Source organism: Pedobacter sp. KBW06 (genome assembly GCF_003852525.1).
GTDB lineage: Bacteria > Bacteroidota > Bacteroidia > Sphingobacteriales > Sphingobacteriaceae > Pedobacter.
In genome coordinates, this window is the sequence record NZ_QAJL01000001.1 from 1,549,932 (window position 1) to 1,569,868 (window position 19,937).

General features: G+C 44.0%; 15 protein-coding genes and 2 tRNA genes. 7 read left to right on the top strand and 10 right to left on the bottom strand.

Going from position 1 to position 19,937, the window contains the following annotated elements:
* Positions 1–2 precede the first annotated feature (2 nt).
* On the bottom strand, positions 3–1,394 hold the full coding sequence (locus DBR43_RS06110; protein ID WP_158622444.1) for an MFS transporter: 1,392 nt from the start codon (positions 1,392–1,394) through the stop codon (positions 3–5).
* 94 nt (positions 1,395–1,488) lie between these two features.
* Here DBR43_RS06110 and DBR43_RS06115 point away from each other — a divergent pair, with 94 nt between their 5' ends.
* A complete protein-coding gene (locus DBR43_RS06115) occupies positions 1,489–2,343 on the top strand; it encodes an AraC family transcriptional regulator (RefSeq protein ID WP_124578892.1) in 855 nt (284 codons plus the stop codon).
* On the opposite strand, the gene DBR43_RS06120 is transcribed toward DBR43_RS06115, so the two are convergent.
* The 4 genes from DBR43_RS06120 to DBR43_RS06135 form a co-directional block, all read right to left on the bottom strand.
* Positions 2,340–5,030: an outer membrane beta-barrel family protein gene (locus tag DBR43_RS06120; RefSeq protein ID WP_124578894.1), complete on the bottom strand. Its 2,691-nt coding sequence runs from the start codon at positions 5,028–5,030 to the stop codon at positions 2,340–2,342. The two genes, DBR43_RS06115 and DBR43_RS06120, sit on opposite strands and share 4 nt — an antisense overlap.
* Positions 5,020–6,024 carry a FecR family protein gene (locus DBR43_RS06125; RefSeq protein WP_124578896.1) on the bottom strand — a complete coding sequence of 335 codons (1,005 nt, stop codon included), beginning with the start codon at positions 6,022–6,024 and terminating at the stop codon, positions 5,020–5,022. The genes DBR43_RS06120 and DBR43_RS06125 overlap by 11 nt, the downstream gene beginning before the upstream one ends.
* Before the next feature lie 105 nt (positions 6,025–6,129).
* A complete protein-coding gene (locus DBR43_RS06130; protein ID WP_124578898.1) occupies positions 6,130–6,711 on the bottom strand; it encodes an RNA polymerase sigma-70 factor in 582 nt (193 codons plus the stop codon).
* 198 nt (positions 6,712–6,909) lie between these two features.
* The gene (locus DBR43_RS06135; protein WP_124578900.1) at positions 6,910–7,263 is read right to left on the bottom strand and encodes a hypothetical protein; all 354 of its coding nucleotides are present in this window, start codon (positions 7,261–7,263) and stop codon (positions 6,910–6,912) included.
* A 145-nt stretch (positions 7,264–7,408) separates the two neighbouring features.
* Between DBR43_RS06135 and DBR43_RS06140 the strand changes: the two genes are divergently transcribed.
* From DBR43_RS06140 to DBR43_RS06165, 6 genes are all read left to right on the top strand, one after another.
* Positions 7,409–8,269, top strand: coding sequence for a helix-turn-helix domain-containing protein (locus DBR43_RS06140; protein ID WP_158622445.1), 861 nt, complete (start codon positions 7,409–7,411; stop codon positions 8,267–8,269).
* 160 nt (positions 8,270–8,429) lie between these two features.
* A tRNA-Gly gene (locus tag DBR43_RS06145) sits at positions 8,430–8,502 on the top strand.
* Between the two features lie 51 nt (positions 8,503–8,553).
* Positions 8,554–8,638 (top strand) — tRNA-Leu (locus tag DBR43_RS06150).
* Positions 8,639–8,945: 307 nt separating this feature from the next.
* Complete coding sequence (locus DBR43_RS06155; protein WP_158622446.1) at positions 8,946–9,584, top strand: class I SAM-dependent methyltransferase; 639 nt, start codon at positions 8,946–8,948, stop codon at positions 9,582–9,584.
* 220 nt (positions 9,585–9,804) lie between these two features.
* Complete coding sequence (locus DBR43_RS06160) at positions 9,805–10,143, top strand: potassium transporter KefB (protein WP_124578906.1); 339 nt, start codon at positions 9,805–9,807, stop codon at positions 10,141–10,143.
* Between the two features lie 16 nt (positions 10,144–10,159).
* A complete protein-coding gene (locus DBR43_RS06165; protein ID WP_124578908.1) occupies positions 10,160–11,404 on the top strand; it encodes a DUF4153 domain-containing protein in 1,245 nt (414 codons plus the stop codon).
* A 114-nt stretch (positions 11,405–11,518) separates the two neighbouring features.
* Here DBR43_RS06165 and DBR43_RS06170 read toward each other — a convergent pair whose 3' ends face one another.
* The 5 genes from DBR43_RS06170 to DBR43_RS06190 form a co-directional block, all read right to left on the bottom strand.
* On the bottom strand, positions 11,519–13,681 hold the full coding sequence (locus DBR43_RS06170; protein WP_124578910.1) for a c-type cytochrome domain-containing protein: 2,163 nt from the start codon (positions 13,679–13,681) through the stop codon (positions 11,519–11,521).
* 9 nt (positions 13,682–13,690) lie between these two features.
* On the bottom strand, positions 13,691–14,716 hold the full coding sequence (locus DBR43_RS06175; RefSeq protein WP_124578912.1) for a 6-bladed beta-propeller: 1,026 nt from the start codon (positions 14,714–14,716) through the stop codon (positions 13,691–13,693).
* An 8-nt stretch (positions 14,717–14,724) separates the two neighbouring features.
* The gene (locus DBR43_RS06180; RefSeq protein WP_124578914.1) at positions 14,725–16,176 is read right to left on the bottom strand and encodes a DUF1501 domain-containing protein; all 1,452 of its coding nucleotides are present in this window, start codon (positions 16,174–16,176) and stop codon (positions 14,725–14,727) included.
* A 3-nt stretch (positions 16,177–16,179) separates the two neighbouring features.
* Positions 16,180–18,498, bottom strand: a complete 2,319-nt coding sequence (locus tag DBR43_RS06185) for a PSD1 and planctomycete cytochrome C domain-containing protein (RefSeq protein ID WP_124578916.1) — start codon at positions 18,496–18,498, stop codon at positions 16,180–16,182.
* A 110-nt stretch (positions 18,499–18,608) separates the two neighbouring features.
* On the bottom strand, positions 18,609–19,790 hold the full coding sequence (locus DBR43_RS06190; protein WP_199756966.1) for a DUF418 domain-containing protein: 1,182 nt from the start codon (positions 19,788–19,790) through the stop codon (positions 18,609–18,611).
* Between the last annotated feature and the right edge of the window lie 147 nt (positions 19,791–19,937).

Here is a 19,937-nt window from a genome sequence, read left to right on the forward strand (position 1 = left end):
GATTAATAGTTATTCTTTTTCAACTTTATTCCATAGTACAATGCGATTAATTCCAGTGATCCCAATACAAGGAGCGCAATCATAAAAGCATTCGTATAACTGCCAACAAGCGGAAGGATGCTGAAGAATAATGTCCCTATGACCGCAACTCCCAGGGCACTGCCCAACTGGATGGCTGTACTTACAATACCAGCGGCCAGGCCTGTGGTGGCGACAGGCGTATCTGCCAGCACCAGCCTCACCACAACCGGCATCACAATACCATGACCTATACCAGCACATAATAATGCACCGTATAAAAATGCGCCCGGTAGTGGATCATACCACAATACTCCAGCCGACAGGATAAATCCGGTGCTCAATAGGGACAGTCCGATGGTCAGTACCTGATGCTTATATTTCTTAGCCAATATTGCACTAAGCAGCGGTCCTATAAAGAATCCGGCCGCATAAGGCAATACCGCCAGACCTGCAGACCATACCGTCCAGTGAAAGCCGCTTTGCAAATAAACCGGATAGATCATAAAAAAGGAAGCGCTATTGTTAAAAAGAAAAATAACTGCCAGTCCTGTGACAAATCTCTTGTCCTTAAACAGCTTTAAATAGATCAGAGGGTCGCGCCCCCGGGCAGTAAGGCCTTGTTCGGTACGTATAAACCATAGTCCAAAAGGTAAAGACACCGCCATGCAAATGAATACCCAAAGTGGCCAGCCAGCCTCCCTCCCCTTGATGAGCGGATAGATAAACAGGAACAAAGTAATAGAAATGAGGAGCACTCCGGCTATATCGAGCCGGGGTCTTTTTTCCGGCCTGTTTTCCGGAATAAGGAGGAAAGCGAGCACAATGGCGATAAGGCCAATTGGAACATTAATCAGGAAAACCGTTTCCCAGCTTAATCCAAAAGGTTGCCATTCCAGTAACATTCCGCCACAAAGCTGTCCGGCGATAGCCGCCAGTCCAAAGGTAGCGCCAAACAACCCCATCGCCTTTGGTTGTTCTATTGCCGGAAAGATTACCCTGATGGAGGAGAGCACTTGTGGTGCCAGCATTGCCGCGGCCAGGCCCTGTAAGATCCTTGCAGCGATCAGTACTTCCGCATTTGGGGCCATTGCACAAACAGCAGAGGTCAGGGTAAAGAGGCACATTCCAGTCATAAAGATGCGCTTTCGGCCATATATATCTCCTAAACGCCCGCCGGTGACCACAAAGACCGCATAAGCAGCGCCATATCCGGTAACGATAAACTGCAGCTCAGAACTGTTGGCATGTAAATCCAGTTGCATCGCCGGTAAGGCTACATTTACGATAAAGAAATCCAGGGGGGATAAAAAGGCACCCATTAATAGTACCGCTAAGGCCTGCCAGCGGGCAGGATAAGGGATTGTGCTGTTCATTTCTGCCATATCAATTCATTCAGGGCACAAAGGAAGCACTAATGTCCGGGAGATAAATTGGACTTTAAAAGGATTATCCTGTACATTTGCGGAGATGTATACCAAGGAAAAAAAGCAGCCTTTTGACCTGTTTCTGCTGGAAACAGAAGTCTGGAAGGGCCCTGCGGCACACCAGGTGTTTGAACTGGTCTATGTCATCTCCGGATCGGGAAAGGCATTGATCAATGGCAATACCCACGATTATTCCGATGGCAAAATATTTCTGCTCAGCCCGGAAGACAAATACTCCTTTGCGCTGCAACGCAAGACCGGTTTCCTTTTTATCCGCTTCAATGACTTATCCTTTTCTCAGTTTAGAAATGAAGTAGAGGCATTGGAATTCTGCGACTGGACAAAGAAAGCGCAATACCTCTTCAACAACCTCCATGCGAAGGCAGGATGTGTATACCGCAATCCGGACGATGAACAGTTTGGGAAAGTACTCCTTTCGGCCGTCATCCGGGAATACCAGCAGAAAGAAGCCGGTTACCTGCTCGTTATCCGTCAATCTGTCTCCACCCTGGTGAATCTCCTTGCCCGCAACATTTCCTTGGCGGAGCCTCTGAAATTGCGCAGGAAGACACCAAAGAACGACATCATCCAGATCGTTGCCTATTTACAGCAATACATTGCCGAGCCTGAACGTCTGCGGATCAGGGCCATTGCCGCTCATTTTAATTTCTCTCCAAATTACCTTGGGGAACTTTTCCGGGAGCGCACCGGAGAAAGCATCCAGGAATATGTGATCAACTACAGGCTAAAGCTGGTAGAAACCAGACTTGCCCATAGCAATATGAGGATTAGTGAGATCGCAGAAGAGCTCAATTTTACGGATGAAAGCTATTTATCGCGGTTATTCAAAAAGCACAGGGGAATGACTCCGGGTGCTTACCGAAAACAATTGCTTTAATTTTTCACCCTGCTCTGTTCCGTTTCTGCACCTCCGTTGTTTCGTCGGTTGTTCTTCCCGGCTGTTCCAAAGCTATAAGTAAAGCCAAGGGTAAAAGCCTGGGCATTAAACCGGTTTCTAAAAGTGGAATAGACATTAGGAATGAAGTTGGTGAGCCCATCCGCTTTATAGGTATTAAAAACATCCCTGACATTGAATTTGAGGGCTGCCTTATTCTGCATCAGTTTCTTTTGAACCCCTGCATTGAACTGTCCAAAGGGATCGATCAATGCCTGTCCCTTAGCCTGTTTGCCTACATAAAAAAAGCTGAGTTCAGCGCTCCATCCTTTGGGAAGGCTAAACTGATTGGAGGTATTCGTCTCAAAATAAGTAGAAGACTGATCGAGAATGCCGGAAAACAGTTGTCCTTTATATTGATTGTGAACAACCTGCATGTAAGAATTGATCGTCCACCAGGAAAAAGGAGAAAGTGCCAGGTTTAGGGAAGCACCCAGATAATCGGCAGTCCCGATATTTCCTGTTCCATCGATAAAAATGTTCCCATCCTGCCGGACCACTTCATGTTGAAGATCAGAAATACGCGTATAAAATACAGCCGCGCTCAGCAATTGCTTATAGTGATAGGCCAATTTATAATAATCTGCAAATTGTGGCCTTAGAAATGGGTTTCCAGCAGTATAGGTGAATTTATCTGAGGGCTGCACGAAGGGGTTCAGGTCCTTATAGTAAGGTCTTCCGGTCCTTCGCCCGTAAGAAGCGACAAGGAGATGCGTTCCCGAAGTATCCAGCTTATAAGATAAATACGTAGTTGGGAAAAGGTTGGTATAATGGTTTACAAAAGAAGAATCAGGGTGTGAAACATTGCCAACCTGCTTTCCTTTTGCATTGGTATTTTCCAGTCGGAGTCCGGCCTGAAATTCAAACCTTTTTATCGTCTTCCTGAAATTCAGGTAGGCTGCGTTGATGTTCTCTTTATAAATAAACTGATTGGAAAAATTGTAATTAGGACTGCTGCGTCCATCAAGTACATTAAAATAACTTGCTTCATTGTCTGTATTTACATAACTGCTTTTAAATCCCGTTTCGAATTTAGCCCCGGCTTTTAAAGGATGTGTATAGTCGGCTTTTATGGAATAGATACTGATGTCGGAGGGCAAATTGCTGGTCATCATTTGCTGCGCAACCAGGGTTCCTTGCGGCAGGTAAGTGGAATTCAGGAACTGCTCTTTGTTACCGGCATTATATTTCAGGTAATCCAGGTCAAATGATAAGACTTTTCCCTTGCTTTCAAATTCGTGATTGTAATTCAAACTGAGCCCGGCTTTGTTAAAATTACTTTTACCGGTATTGTCGGCCACTACCGTAGAATCCAATTCTCCCTGGCCGTTATACAGGTAATTCGAGGAAGGGAGTTTCAAACTTCCCGGAGAAAAGCTCCCGTTAAATACGATGCCCCAGGTGGTACCTGGCGAAAGCTGGTAATCCATTCCCAGCTTTAAATTGGTATTGTTGTTCTTCGGTTTAATGAGCAGGTTTTGCCTGAACACCGAACTCAGGTTACCATGATCATCAGAGATCTCCCGCAGCAATTCTGTTTGCCGGAAACCCTGGCTCAGCCCGTAACTCGCATTGGCAAAAAGATTTACTTTATTTCTCCGGTAATTCAGGTTAAGGCTCTCCGAGGTTTGTCCGTAATGTGCAAGGCCATAACTTGCAGAAAGGGTACCATTGAAACCTTCGGCCCTGGATTTTTTAGTTTTGATATTGATCATTCCCCCATCACCTGCTGCATCATATTTTGCCGGTGGATTGTCCATGAGTTCAATCTGATCTAACATTGCGGAAGGGATCGACCTCAGGTATCCGGCCAGCTGACTGCCGGAAAGATAAGTCAGCTTACCATCCATCAGGACCGTCACCCCCGGTTTTCCTTTGAAACTGATTTTTCCATTTGCATCTACACTTACCCCTGGAGATTTCTCTAAAACCTCCAGGGCATTTGCGCCCTCGTTAGAGATCAGTGCGCCTACATTCACAATGGTCCGGTCGATCTTTTGTTCGATAAAGGCCTTTTTACCGGTAATGTTCACTTCCTTTAAGCGGTTTGGTTTAGTGGTCAGGATCAGGTCCGGCAGTTGGACAAGGGGTTTGTGCTCAAGTCTGAAAGCAATGGACAGGGAATCCATGCCTACCGCAGAAACCAATAACAGATAAGCGCCACTTTCCTTAATATTCAATTGAAAATAACCTCCGGTATCGGTCAGTTTAGTCTGGATGATTTTATTTTGCTGAACATCTTTCAGGCTGAGCGTAGCGAGACTGACACCTGCATGTTCCGGGTCTGTTAATCTTCCTCTGACCTGGAATGAAAGCACTTTATTCCATTCCAGAAGGATGTGCTGATCTACCTGACGAAAGGAAAAGAACGTATTTTGAAACATGAGCTTTAATGTTTCTTCCACTGTTCTTTTTTCAGAAGGGAAGTAAAGGTGCTCCAGGGATTTGAGTTCTGCACTTCGATAGTAAAACCGGCAGTTCGTCTCCGCTTCTATTTTTTTAATGGCATCAATTGCGCTTTCGTCTTTAAGTCCGAGGCTGATGCTTTCTTTGGTCATGTCCTGCGCTTTTGCAGCGTTGAAAAACAGCAGCAAGCTGAACAGGATGGTCAGGGTCAGGTTAGTTTTCACAGCCCTCCCCCTTGATCAAAATACCACCATCTGCCTGAGTCTGGTAACTGGCATTGTTAAAAGAACAGATGACCTTTAAGATCTGATCCAGGTCCTCCCCTGTTAAAGCCCTTCCGGTAAACCTGCAGGCACTTATCTTTTTGTTTTCAAAACTGATCTTTACTTTAAAGCGCTGCTCCAGTATAGCTACTGCATCTGCAAAACTAATGTCATCAAAATAAAGGTCCTTTTTCTGCCATTCGATGGCCTTTTGTGCATTGACATTGGCTAAAGCATAGGTATTGTTCCTTGTATTAAAACTGATCTGCTGATTTGGCGTAACGATCCCCAGCAGTTCCTTACCATTGGCTACACTTACTTTTCCCTGGGTTACGGTAACTGTGATCCGGTCAGATCCGGGATCCTCTTTGATGTTGAATGCGGTGCCCAGAACAGTGGTCCGCACTTTTCCGGTATGGATGATAAAAGGTTTGGAAGGATCCTGCTTAATGTCAAAATAAGCTTCTCCACTCAGGTAAACTTCCCTTGTTTTCCCATCAAACTGTTTCGGGTACGATACTTTCGATCCTGCATTGATCCAAATGGTACTTCCATCGGCTAAAGTCAGCTGACGCTGCTGATGAGCAGGTACCTTTAAGGCAATCAGCTGAGCTGAGCCGCTTTGTTTTCCAAAATAGGGTGAATACAGGTAAAGCAACACTCCGATCAGTAAAACTGCGGCAGCGGCTACCGGTCTGATCTGTGACCATAGCCTGCGTTTATGAACCACTGGAACCTCATTATCGACAGGCAGCTGATGAATGACAGGAGTATATAACGGCAGACCTTCCGCGATGTAAAGCAGGTCTTCCTTAAATTCGGTTTCATTGAGTGTGGCAATTCCGTTAACGTCCCTGTTTTCATACCAGCGGTTCAGAAAAGCAAGTTCATGCTCAGAACATTTCTTTTCCCGGTATTTTTCCAATAAGACAAGCACTTCAGTATTTTTCATCATGAGGACTATGTTTTTTGTTCCGCTTCTACAACTAAAAGCTTCCCGTTTACATTAGAGTCGGACAAGTTTCCCTCAGGGCGTAGAAAAAAGATAAAAATCTTTCGGTTATAAAATAAAAGCGGTAAATAGGGCCGTTCCAAGTTTCTTTCTCAGGATCTTAAGCGAGTTGTTGATTTGTTTTTTAACCGTCTTTTCGGAGAGCGCCAATTCTGCAGCAATTTCCTTATGGCTTAAATTCCCATTCCTGCTCATCTCGAAAATTTCCCTCATCTTTTTAGGCAAGGCTGCGATTTCCTGTTCGATAATGGCAAGAAACTGCTTTTCCCTGATGGCATGATCGGTAATGCCACCCTCCTGTTCCGAAAATCTGGAAACCGATTCCACATAGCGGGAGGCAACTTCACGGTGCGAGATCAAGTCAAAAACCTTATACCTCACCGCAGTATACAAATAAGAAGAAAGCGTTGTTTTTAAGACCAGCTTCTCCCGGTTGTTCCAGAGGCTGATAAAAAGATCGTGTACAATATCCCGGGAATCTTCCCTATGACGGAGTTTGTTAAAAACATGAATATATAGCAACCCATGGTACCTGTTGTAAATCTCCGTATAAGCGATTTCATCCCCCTCTGATAAGAGGTTGCTGAGTTCCAGATCGCTTAATTGAATATATTCGGGCTTTACTTCCATATTTTCTCCGAGCGAATTTAGAATAATAACTTTGGAAACAAAGATTATTCAATAGAAGACAAAAATCAACCAGATTGATAGTAAACCTTCAGCCAGATTGATTATGACTGTTCAACCAGGTTAATCATGACACTTAAAAACAGGGATCTGCTGTGGTAGGGGCCTAAGAAATAAAAACCTGATCATAAGCCATTAACCTCAGGTTGTTTCCGACAAGGGGTGTTGTAAATAGATGATCAACAGGTTCAAAGCTAAAAACGGCAACTCAATAGCAGCTCCTTTCAGATCCTTATGAAACAACTCCAGGCAGAGGATCATCAAAATCCCTGCGGCCATCAGAAAATTACCCAAAAGGAAGGTCCTTGGAAAAAGAATAAGTATGGCACTGAGCATGGTAATTGATCCGTTGATCATTACTGCAGTCTTACTGAAATTCCATTTCCCAAACATTTCCAGCATTTCCGGTTTGGCACTGGCCATTGCCCAGCCTTGCTTTAGGCCCATAAAGACTGCAAATAAGATCAGTACCGCATTGATAATTTTAATGACCATTGTCGTAGATTTAGATAGATGTTGAATAAATCTACATAAAAAGCAAGAATTTATCATCGCTGATATTCTTCCTGATTTCAGTAATTTTGTTTGCAGCAGTTTACGGATCAGCCCTAATCCAGGGGAAGATAAAATGCCAGGCAGTATGGAGGAAAAGCATTTTGATTCCAATTTATTTGAAGTTGAAGCACCACTCGATGGGGTTTTAAGTCATTTTTATCATTTTCAAACTTCCGCAACAGCAGAAACCATAACCAAACACCTTTCTCCGAACTTTGAGATGTTATTGATTTTCAATTTCGGCAGTCCCATCCGTTTTTCATTTAATCAGGAGGAAATTGGAACAGGGTGCATTTTGCGTACCGCAGCAATAGGCCCGCTAAGAAAGCTGTTGAATTATGAATTGGCAGCCGGCACTCAGGCAATTGTAGCAAATTTCACCCTTAACGGATTTTACAGGCTCTTTAAAATTCCTATGAATGCGCTCGGAACAAGGGAAGTCTTTGATCCGGATGTCCTGATTGATAAAACCTGTTTCCAGGAGCTTTGGGAAAAGCTGGCAGCTTTAAAAGACCTGAGGGAACGGATTCAGCTCCTCAGTGCTTATACGGCTCAGTTTATTGAACCGAATGATGCTGCATCGCAACCTTTACTGGAAGCGGCCCCCTATTTTCACAATCCAATGGTTCAGCCTGTGAAAGCAATCGCATCTGAAACCAAGCTGACAGAGCGAAGTATTCAGCTCCGCTTTCAAAAATATGTAGGTTATTCACCGAAAGAACTCCTCAGGTTTTTGAGATTTAAAGATGTCATCCATCAGATGATGAACCAGGGAAACGAAAAAATCAATTTATTTGACCTGATTCATACCCATGGCTACCATGATCAGAGCCATCTCATCAAGGATTTTCAGCATTATTTGGGGACTACACCACAGAAATTCTTGAAAGAAATGCTCGGAAAAGGATTTTGTGTCCCAAAAAGTGACGGTCATCCACCGGGATGAAATGCCCAATTGAGGCTAAATGGTCTTAAAGACCTTTAAAAAGGGGCATTCAGAAAAAAAATATTAATTTTTATTGCTTGAAATCCAGTCCATTCGGTAAAATCTTGAAAAGAGAGTATGGAAAAATGAAAAGTATATCTATCTTCGTGACGTCATCAACGCGAAAGTAGCTCAGTTGGTAGAGCACGACCTTGCCAAGGTCGGGGTCGCGAGTTCGAATCTCGTCTTTCGCTCTAAATGCCTTCATCACATGAAGGCATTTATTTTTAAAAGGTTAATCACCTGCTCAGATGGTGGAACTGGTAGACACGCAGGACTTAAAATCCTGTGACCTTAAAAGTCGTGCGGGTTCGATTCCCGCTCTGAGTACTAAAGAGGTTTAAACACCTCCTAAAAGCTAACAACATGATTGTTAGCTTTTTTTTTGCGCCAAAATCTAATTACTAATTCAATCCCCCTCTTACGCTGAATCCACATCATTCATTTAAAACGGATATGGCATTGCCCGGTTTTTAGTCCTGCTATCCGATGAGTTGTTTTGCGTAAATCCGCACAAAACATTGCCATTTAAAAGATGACCAAATAAATCGTATCTTAACTTTTAATCAGCACGATGACAAATAAATCCGGTTTGATCATTTTACAGTATACCCGCATAATCATAATAAAGAACGACATGAATTCACAGGAGAAAGTATTAAGCTGTTACAATAAGGTAGCCGACGACTATGCCGCTGATCGTTGGGACGAACTCTCCAGGAAAAACCTTGACCGCTTGTTATTGACAGAATTTGCGGCTGTGAACAAAGACAAAGGGCAATGTGCCGATTTTGGCTGTGGTCCCGGACAAACTACAAAATTCCTATACGAGAATGGTCTGAAAGACATCGTCGGAATTGACTTGTCGCCAGCCATGGTTAACGCTGCCCGAAAGCTCAGTCCCGGGGTTAAATTTGAGACCGGCGATATGCTGAACATCGCTTATTCCTCAGCATATTTTGAAAGTGTGCTTGCCTTCTATTCCATCGTACATTTCGATAATGACCAGGTCAGGAAGTGTTTCGGAGAAATAAACCGGGTATTGAAAACCGGAGGGAATTTTTTATTTTCCTTTCATGCAGGAGATCAAATCGTTCATTTTGACAAAGCTCATGACAAAGAAATCGATATTGATCTGTATTTTTTTAAAACAGATGACATCATAGAATTGCTCTCCGAAACAGGTTTTAAGATCATTGATGCCATAGAGCGGCGTCCGCATGAAAGCATGGAATACCCCACCAGAAGAGCCTATATCTGGGCTGAGAAAATTTAACAGCCTTTGTCAGCACCTTAGTTTCCTTCATCCTAAAGTACAGATTTAAAATATTTTACCTAAACACTTTGAAATGCAAAGTACTTTTATTTAACTTTGTTACGCAAAGTACTTTTATGCAAACTGTAGGGAGAATAAAAATTCACAAGTACCGGAGAAAGTAGAAAACGCAGCAAAGGAACGCGATAAGAAAACTTAATAATCCATAAAACTAAACATCATGACCCAGAGAAAAAATTTAACAGCTCAGTCAGTCCATCCGGTTTCATTAGGCGGCCGGCTCCTGCTCGGTGCAGGAATTGCTTTCATCATCATTACCGTTTTTCTACTGCAGGTTAGGAAAGCAAATCCCGAATGGGGGGAATTATGGATGCTCAGGCCCTTGATTATCGTCCCCATAGCAGGCGCAATGGGTGCTGCATTTTATTTCTTTATGGACCATCTGCGTGATGAGGGCGGTTGGAAAAAAATATTTGCCAATGCATTAAGCCTGCTTGTATACATCATCGCCTTATGGCTGGGTACCGTTCTCGGATTAGCAGGCACTTTGTGGAATTAAAAAAAAGCATACCATCATGAAAGACGAAATAATCAACCACTTAAACGAACCCGGACAACTGGAAAAGATGTACCGTGGCAACAAGCTGACTTTTAAAAGAGAGTTCGGCTTACTATATCCGGAACTTAAAGGCAATGCTATCGCTGATTTCTGGAATGAAAGACTCAATTACAAAAGTGATGAAAGCTATAAAGACACAGGAAAGGATTTATTATTTATCATCATTGCTGCACTGATTGCAGGCCTTATTGCAAAGCTGCCGGCATTTTTCGCTTTAAATCAGGAATCTTTTTATCAAAGAAACATCGGTTTTATCATTTTTCCGGTGTTATCCGCGTACTTTGCCTGGAAGAACAAATTATCAACCGGAAAAATCGCCTTTATTGCCGTCACCATCCTTGCCGGGATCTTATTTATCAATTTCCTGCCTCAGATTAAGAAAAGCGATACCCTAATTTTATCCTGTATTCATTTGCTCCTGTTCTTATGGGCAATATTGGGCTTTGCCTTTGCGGCAGAGCATAGAAATAACGACGAGAAGCGGCTCAGCTATTTAAGATACAACGGGGATCTTGTGGTCATGACCACACTAATTCTGATCGCAGGTGGCCTGATGACCGCCATAACCATTGGTCTTTTCTCCCTGATTGGCCTTAACATCGAAAAGTATTATTTTGATTATGTGGGGATTTTCGGGCTTACCGCCGCACCAATTGTAGGCACTTATCTTGTCCAGACCAATCCACAGCTGGTGGGCAAGGTTTCACCTGTAATTGCCAGACTATTCAGTCCATTGGTATTGGTAATGCTTGTCATTTATCTGCTCGCTATCGTCTATTCAGGTAAAAGTCCTTATACCGACCGGGAGTTCCTGCGGATTTTTAATGCATTATTAATTGGTGTTATGGCCATCATTTTCTTTTCCATTGCCGAAACAGCTAAGAACACTACGAATTCTACGGAAACCTGGGTGCTCTTTCTGCTATCCATCGTCACGATCGTACTCAACGGCATTGCACTTTCTGCGATTGTATTCCGGATTTCCGAATGGGGAATCACTCCAAACAGAGCGGCAGTGCTGGGTGGCAATGTTTTAATTCTGATCAATCTGATCCTGGTAACAGTACAGCTTTCCAAGGTGCTTTCAAAAAAAGCTGAGCTCAATGGTGTAGGAAAAGTAATTGCTGCTTACCTGCCTGTTTACATTGCATGGACCATTATTGTCACCTTTATCTTCCCTTTTATATTTGGCTATAAATAAGGTTGTAGCGGAAAGGAGCAAAAGCACCACACTGACCGTTATCTTCTCCAATTCGTCCGGATCAGGATCTTAAGCAACCTGATCCGATGTATTCCAATCTCATCTGTTCTTCGGTTAGTTCAAAAATATTTCATCGACAAATAACCATGCGGGCTCCCCTTTTCCGGGATGCCACTGTGGAAGTACTTTCAGGTTTTTGGCCACGATCTTCAGATAAGAAATACTTTGGGCTTTAAATTTCGCTTCTACTTTAATGAGTGCGCGTTCCGCTCCATTTTTGATTGCTTCCGGTTTTACTTTGCTCAACAGGCGAAGTTTATTCTTATCTGAACCTCCCCAGACCTCTACCTCTACGGGTGGGAAAATATAAGTTGGTACCAGCCTCATTACATTTAACACCACCGATTGCATCATTACCGGCTGCCTGAAAAACATCAAAGTCTCCATGTTGTTCTTTCTGAAACCCACCCATTTTCCGGAATTGATCTCATAATCTCCTAACTGGTGATCTGAGAGGACTTTGGATGCCCCGGCACTATACTTATCCTCCGGCGGCAATAGAAACTGGATTGTATCTGCCTGATAACTGCTCTTATAGAAATTAGCGCTGAATGTCTCACTTCCATACCAGCCTGTTTTATAGGCTTTCGCTTTTAAGGTTGTATTTCCTTTAATCAGAAGCGACTGATCAAACAACCTCGATTTCAGGCTATCCGGCTCCGTTCCATCTGTAGTATATCGGATTTGAACGCCATTGATCGGATGCTTCATCTGCAAAGCCAGCGATGTTTTAAAAACGGCAACATCCGTACTGATGCGTGGCTGATTTAAGCGGATCGGATGTTTACCATCATCTTTAAAACCGGAAATCAGCGCAATTTTGGGATTCGATTTCTGCAACTGCTGCAGATCAGATTCGCTCAGGCCGGTATTCCATAATATCAGTTTTTGAAGGCTTTTGATCTTGCCAATTTGTTTGACAAAGTCATAATTCAGCTTCGTTCCTGAGATCGACAGCGTACTTAAATATTTTAAGGCCTGCAGCTCTTTTAACCCCGCCCCATTGATATTGGTAAAATTAAGGTTCAGCTCTCTCAGGTTTTCAAAACGCGCAATTGTTTTCAACTCTTCGTCATGCACCGGCAGTCCTTTCAGGTCCAGGGAAACAATTTGTTGCTTAACCGCTTCCAGTTCTTTTACTGCCTCCGGTTTATATTCGCTTTTGTTATAAATATTCACTGCCAATGCCGGCGATTCCTTCGCCACTGCGTATACAATCCGGTAATTGTTGTTCAGTTTTTTAACCGCACTTTCGTCCGCAGCTGCAAAAGCATATTTTTCTTCAGCGGCTGCTGATGGTGCGAGGAAGGTGCTGGCGAGGAGCCTTAAAGAATCGTTTACAGGCAAATCAACGACCTTTTTCTTCAGCTCTGCATTTCCTTTAACCCATAAGCGCAAAAGCGCGATTTCTTCATTGCTCAGCTGGTCCTTTCCTTTCGGAGGCATGTGTTTCTTGTCGTCCATAGGCAGGTGGATCCGATCCAGCAGCAAGCTGATTTCGGGTTTTCCCGGGACAAACAACTTCCCGCTTTTCCCTCCTTTAAGCAATGCGGTTACATTGTGCATCATCAAACTTCCCTTTGCCTTTTCCAGATTATGACAACTGAGACATTTTTGAGAAAAGACAGGCAGGATGACATCTTCAAATATCCTCGCCTCTGCTACCGGGACTTTAGGCAAAGCCTTCGCTCCTGTTACAGATTCCAATACGAAATTATCCCCATGGGTTAAAGACGCCCCATAATGGCCTGCAAGAATGATGCATAAGGTAGTTGCAACCGCTCCTATCCTTGCCAGCTTAACCCTATACCAGGAAGTATTTCTACACCAGTAAATGATAGAAGCCACAAAAACGATGCTTACGCCCGTCCATTTATGCCATTGCAGCAGGCTTCCGGAATAGCCCTCTTCTTTCGAAAGGAACAAGCCCATGATTACGGTCAGCGCCGAAAAAAGTGTTCCGGAAAGCAATAGTCCTGAAGTAAAATTCTGATACAGCGGCTCCTTAAGATAGGTTTCTTTAAACCGGAAAGACTCCAGTAACATCGCCAGCATCAGGATCACAATCGGAAAATGCAGGATCATCGGATGCATCCTTCCGAAAGGCTGCAACCAATAGGGAATTCCTATTTTATCCTCAAAAGCAAGTAAAAAGACAATAAAGACATTAGCTGCAAACAAGATATGCTCTGCAAAACCTTTAAAAGTAATCCTCATAAATAAAAATTATACCCTTGTAAATTTATAGGGATAGACTTTTCCTGAAGCCCATTGTGCGACATACAGGTTTTCATCATTGTCAACGCATACATCATGCGGGTTTAATAAAATCTTTTCTGCCTGCGACATCGGTTGTAATACCCCGTCTTTATATACCGGTTCGGTTCCGCCCAGATTGGAAACTACTTTATTGTTTTTATCCAGGATCGTCGTAAAACCGCTTCCTTCTTTATTCAGGTCCGGCGAACGCAGCACTGCGGCATAGAGATGGTCATTTTTAATTACCGCTCTACAAACGCAGGCGCCCGGAAGCTGGATGATTTCCTGCAGGTTGCCCTGCAGATCAAAACGCTTGAAACAATTCCTCGTCCGATCCGTCACCAACAGGGAAGGCGTTCCCTGACGCTTGTCGATGCATACGCCATGGGCATTGTCCAGGTGTTTTGTTTCCGACCCTCTGCCACCAAAATAGCTGAGTAATTTTCCATCAGCACTGTAATGAAAAACATATTGCAGGCCATAGCCATCGGCAATAAAGAAATCCCCGTTGTCGGCCACCGCAGTCTCGGTTGGCACAAACTCTTCCTTCTTCTTGTACAAACCGGTTTCCATGGGACAGTCAATCGTCATCAGGATTTTTCCGTCCAGGCTTGTTTTATACACCTGATGTCTGTTCGTATCCGTGATAAAAAGAGCGTCCCTGCCATTCTCTTTTGCCAGGCTAAGTCCGTGTGCTCCCGGAAATTCATGTCCCCAGGAATCCAGCAATTTGCCTGATTTATTATAGATTAGTACATTATTTTTGGTCTCATTGGTCAATAAAATAATTCTTCCTTTTGAGTCCTGAACCATCTCATGACAATCATTTACCGGATTTTTCAAAGGGTTGAGTTGTCCCCATTTCGTATCCAGTCTGTAGCGCATGTCGTTATGCCCATAGACAGGGCCTCCCGGCTTTGCAAACAGGTCCTTTGCAATAAAAAAGCTCGCTGAAATCACAGCAGTATGTTTTATAAATGTTCTTCTTTCCATAAAATATTTTAGATTAAAATGTCTTTTACCACCTTGCCCGAAACATCCGTCAACCGGTAACGGCGGCCCAGATGTTTAAAAGTCAGTTTTTCATGATTCAGCCCCAGCTGGTGGAGAACGGTAGCCTGGAAATCATGTACATGCACAGGATTTGAAATGACGTTATAACCAAATTCATCCGATTCTCCGTATACAATGCCCGGTTTTACGCCTCCTCCGGCCATCCAGATGCTAAAGCAACGCGGATGGTGGTCTCTTCCGTAATTGTCTTTGGTCATCTTCCCCTGACTGTAATTGGTGCGGCCAAACTCGCCACCCCAGATCACGAGTGTTTCATCCAGTAATCCCCTTTGTTTCAAATCGGTAATCAAGGCCGCTGAAGCCTGATCCACATCCTTTGCCTGTCCTGCCATTTCTGAGGGAAGGTTTCCATGCTGGTCCCATCCCTGGTGGTACAGCTGAACAAAGCGCACCCCGTTTTCACTTAATTTTCTGGCCAGCAAACAATTGGCAGCAAAAGTACCCGGCACCAGGCAATCAGGTCCATACAGTTTAATGATGTCATCAGGTTCTTTGCTCAGGTCTGTAATTTCCGGCACTGCAGTTTGCATTCTATAGGCCATCTCATACTGCTGCACTTTCGCACTGATTTCCGGATCACCAAATTCCTGGTAAGAAATCTCGTTTAGTTTAGCCAGATGATCCAGCATCTTTCTTCTTTCAAACCTGTTTAATCCTTCGGGATCTTTCAGGTAGAGTACAGGATCTTCGCCACTGCTAAACTGGACGCCCTGATGGGTTGAATCCAGGAAGCCATTGGTCCAGAGTTTGGAATACACTCCCTGACCATTGCCTTTACCCCTGGAAAGCAATACTGTAAAAGCAGGCAGGTTTTTATTTTCACTGCCCAGGCCATAACTCAGCCATGCGCCCATACTTGGTCTGTTGCCCTGCTGTGCACCCGTTTGGAAAAAGGTCAATGCCGGATCATGGTTGATGGCCTCGGTATGCATGGATTTGATGATACAAATGTCGTCCACCACCTTCGCGGTATAAGGGAAAAGGTCACTTACCCATGCCCTGGAATCACCATATTGTTTGAAATCATAATAAGACCCAACCAGGGGGAAAGAGGCCTGATTGGCTGTCATTCCCGTAAGGCGCTGCCCTGCACGGATAGAAGCAGGAAGTTCCTGTCCCATCATTTCCCGCAGCTTCGGTTTATAATCAAAAGACTCCAGCTGCGAGGGTGCCCCGTTCTGAAACAGGTAAATCACTCTTTTCGCTTTGGGTGCAAAATCAGGAATTCCCGGAGGAAGGCTGCTTTCGTCCATCCCGCCTGTAAAAAGATCAGGGATCAGTAATGATCCCAAAGCCACACTGCCAAGGCCTAAACTTAGCTTGGACAAGAAACGGCGCCTGTTAAAGTTAAGGCCATGTTCTAAAAAATCCTTTTCCATATCTCAGGTTTTTGTAATCGTTTCTTCTAAATTGTAAATGGTTGTCATGACTTCCATCATTGCCGCCAGATTGCTTTTATTGATTTTCTCCGGAACCGGGTATTCCCCTACCGCCAATACCTTTTCGGCCTTTGATTTTTGTGCAAAGACTTTTAACTGATCTGTATAATAGGAACTCAGCAATTTGATTTCCTTTTCATTGGGGTTCCGGCATACGATCAGTCGAAATGCTTTGATCACTTTCGCCTCCACTGCTGTGTTTTCCTGCAATAGTTTCGCCGCCAATACACGGGAGGCTTCCAGTACGGTCGGGTCGTTTAACATCACCAATGCCTGTAGCGGGGTATTCGTATTTAAGCGTTTCACCTCACACTGATCCCTGTTGCTTGCGTCAAAAATGGCCATTGTTGGCGGGGGCACAGTACGTTTGATAAAGGTATACATGCCTCTGCGGTATAAGCTCTGGCCATGGTCTTGTTTGTAATTGGCCAGGATTCCGCGTCCTGAAGTGGCTGCTTCCCAAAGTCCGCCGGGCTGGTAAGGTTTGACACTTGGCCCGCCAATGGTTTTCACCAGCAGTCCGCTGCTTGCCAATACTACATCTCTAACCGATTCGGCCGGGATCCGGTAACGTGGGGCCCTTGCCAGCAGGATATTTTCCGGATCTGTTCTTAATTTTTCCGCGGATACGACAGCGGATTGACGGTAAGTTGAGGAGCTGACGATTTGTTTCACCAGACGTTTGATGTTCCAGCCATGGTTCATAAAATCTACCGCCAGCCAGTCCAGCAATTCCGGATGGGAAGGTAACTCGCCCTGCATTCCGAAATCACCTGAAGTTTTCACCAGACCACGTCCAAAAAACTCCTGCCAGACCTGGTTCACAAAGACCCTGGAGGTCAATGGATTTTGTTTATCGAATAACCATTTAGACAAGCCAAGTCTGTTTTTAGCATATTGATTGCCAAAAGGCAAAACCGATTTAGGTGTTCCAGCCTCAACTTCCTCGCCATGAGCATCATAGACTCCCCGGTTTAGGATGTATGTTTTTCTCAGGGTATCCCTATCTCCCATCACAGAAACGATCAGACGGCTTGTATCCTGTTTGTTGACGAAGGTCAGGATCTTTTTAACGTCCTCATTGCTGATTTCCATCAGCGGCTTTTTGGCATAGGTTTCCGGTCCTCCGACGCTTGATTCCAGTCCTACTTCCTTTACGTTATTGAAGAAAGCAAATACCTGATAATATTCCTTTTGAGAGAAGGGGTCATATTTATGATCATGGCAATGTGCACATTCCAGAGTAACCCCCAGTAATGCTTTACCAAAGGCATTGGTGCGATCGGTTACATATTCTACCCGGTATTCTTCGTCGATTACGCCTCCCTCTTCCGTAATTTTATGGTTGCGGTTAAAACCGGTAGCGAGCAATTGTTCTTTGGTTGCATCCGGCATGAGGTCGCCGGCCAGCTGCCAGGTAATGAACTGGTCGTAAGGCATATTTTTATTGAAAGCATGAATCACCCAGTCTCTCCAGGGCCACTGAGAACGGTAGTTGTCGTCCTGATACCCATGAGAATCTGCATAACGGGAAACATCCAGCCAGTGAAGGGCCATTTTCTCTCCATAAGCCGGACTTTGCAACAACGATTCTACCACTTTAGCGTAGGCATTATTGCTGCCATCGGCGAGGAATTTATCCATCATTGCGATATCGGGAGGTAAGCCGGTCAGGTCCAGACTGAGCCGCTTCAACAGCCTTTCTTTATCTGCTTCTGCATTGGGTTTTACCCCTTTCTGCTCCAGCTTTGCCAGGATAAAATGATCGATTTCATTCTTTGCCCAGTCTTCCGTTTTCACTTTAGGTATAGCCGGAGCTTTGGGAGGGTTAAAAGCCCAGTGTCGTTCATATTTAGCGCCCTGTTTGATCCATTTCTCAATCATAGCAATTTCATGGGCAGTTAGCTTCAGGTTTGAAGATTTTGGGGGCATCATCAGTGCAGAATCGGTTGAAGAAATGCGAAGAAAAACTTCAGAGGCTTCTGGTTTAAAAGGAACAAGCGCATGTGCGGAAGGATTTTCCTTTAGTGCTTTATAGGCTTCTTCCGCAATGTCAAGCCTTAGTCCTGCCTCCCGTTTATTGGCATCTGGCCCATGACAGGCGAAACACTTATCCGATAAAATTGGCCTGACATGAAAATTGTAACTGACCTGATCCGGTATCTGCTCCTCAACAACCTGACTGGCCGACGAGTTGCAGGCCTGTATCGCATATACGACCGCCGCAAACGCCAGCATTAAATAAAAAAGCCTGCGATACATACAAAGATTTATTTGGTTTCTCGTGTTGATCAATTAAATTCCCAACCCTATTCGTAAATTTAGAACAAAAGGGTTAACAATTTCATGGATTTTCCGAGGAAAAGGATGGACTATACTTTGATTTCTTTTACTTTCTTAATCGGAAGGCGCTTGCCATAACTTAGCTGACGCCAGATCCATTCCACGGGACCGTAGTTATAATGGCTGAGCCACCATTTGCTTATAAAGATCTGAGCTACAAAGACCAATACTGCCGCTAAAACATAAAACCAGTAGGGCTTGGTATTAAACCATCCGAATCCAACATTTAAAAACAGAAAGGTTGCGATCACATTTTGCAGCATATAATTGGTCAGGGTCATTTTACCCATGAATTGTAATCCGGAAAAAACACCTTTCAGCTTACCATTGAGATAGAGCCAGCAAATGCCGGACATGATGCTGAGCATGGTACTCAAAATCACCCAATACCCGGGTCTAAAGAATTTCAACAGGTTCAGTTCATGCCTAACTGCCATCTTTAAGGCGATATTAAAGATAATGGCTGCTGCCAGGCTAATCCAAAACAAGGTTTTCAATTGCTTTTTAAATTCAGGCAGCTTTTCAAAAAAAGCAATCCGCTGTGCAGCGAAACCAAACAACATGCAGGCAAACATCACAATGTGAACAGTTATCGCATATTGGGGATTGACGATTTCCAGGAAATAAGTTCCCTTGAGGTTCATTACAAAGACATCAATCCAGTTGTGACTATAATAAAGTGGCAAAATTTTCGCCATCTCCTTGCCGTAGTCATAATGAGAAACAGCCGTCAGCCAGGGCGACACAAAGGGAACGATGAGCAACAGCAAAATACCAGTCCTAAAGGCTGTCTTTGCAGAAGCCTGATAGAACAACAGCAATACCAGGCCTAAAAAAGCGTAGTCTTTTAAAATGTCACCAAACCAGAAAGCAGAATTTATGAAGGCAAGAATAAAGAGCCAGAACATGCGTTTAGAAAAAAATAAGAATGGATTTTTCCCTTTCTGTGCGATGTTGTTCATTAAAACGGCAAAACCATAGCCAAACAATACGCTGAGTAATGTCCATGATTTCGCCGCAAAGAAATACTGATTGACCAGGGCCAGGACATCAGACACTTTATCCGGAGCATGTTTTACCGGCTTCCCGACCCCAAAATAATCCACGTAATTTCCGATGGCCACACCAAGCAGGGCCCATGCCCGTAGAATGTCTACGATCACTGTTCTTTCCTTAGACTTAACAGGCTGAATGATTGCACTTTCCATCATCCTTAAATATAAAAATATTTAAACCATTATTCTACGGGGAAATATTATTTTTTTCGGATTGAATCCAGTTATTCATCGCCCATTCGCCGCTGCAACATTTAAATGGTCCTTCTATTCTTTTGATCTGTCTTGCGGCCTGCTGTAAGA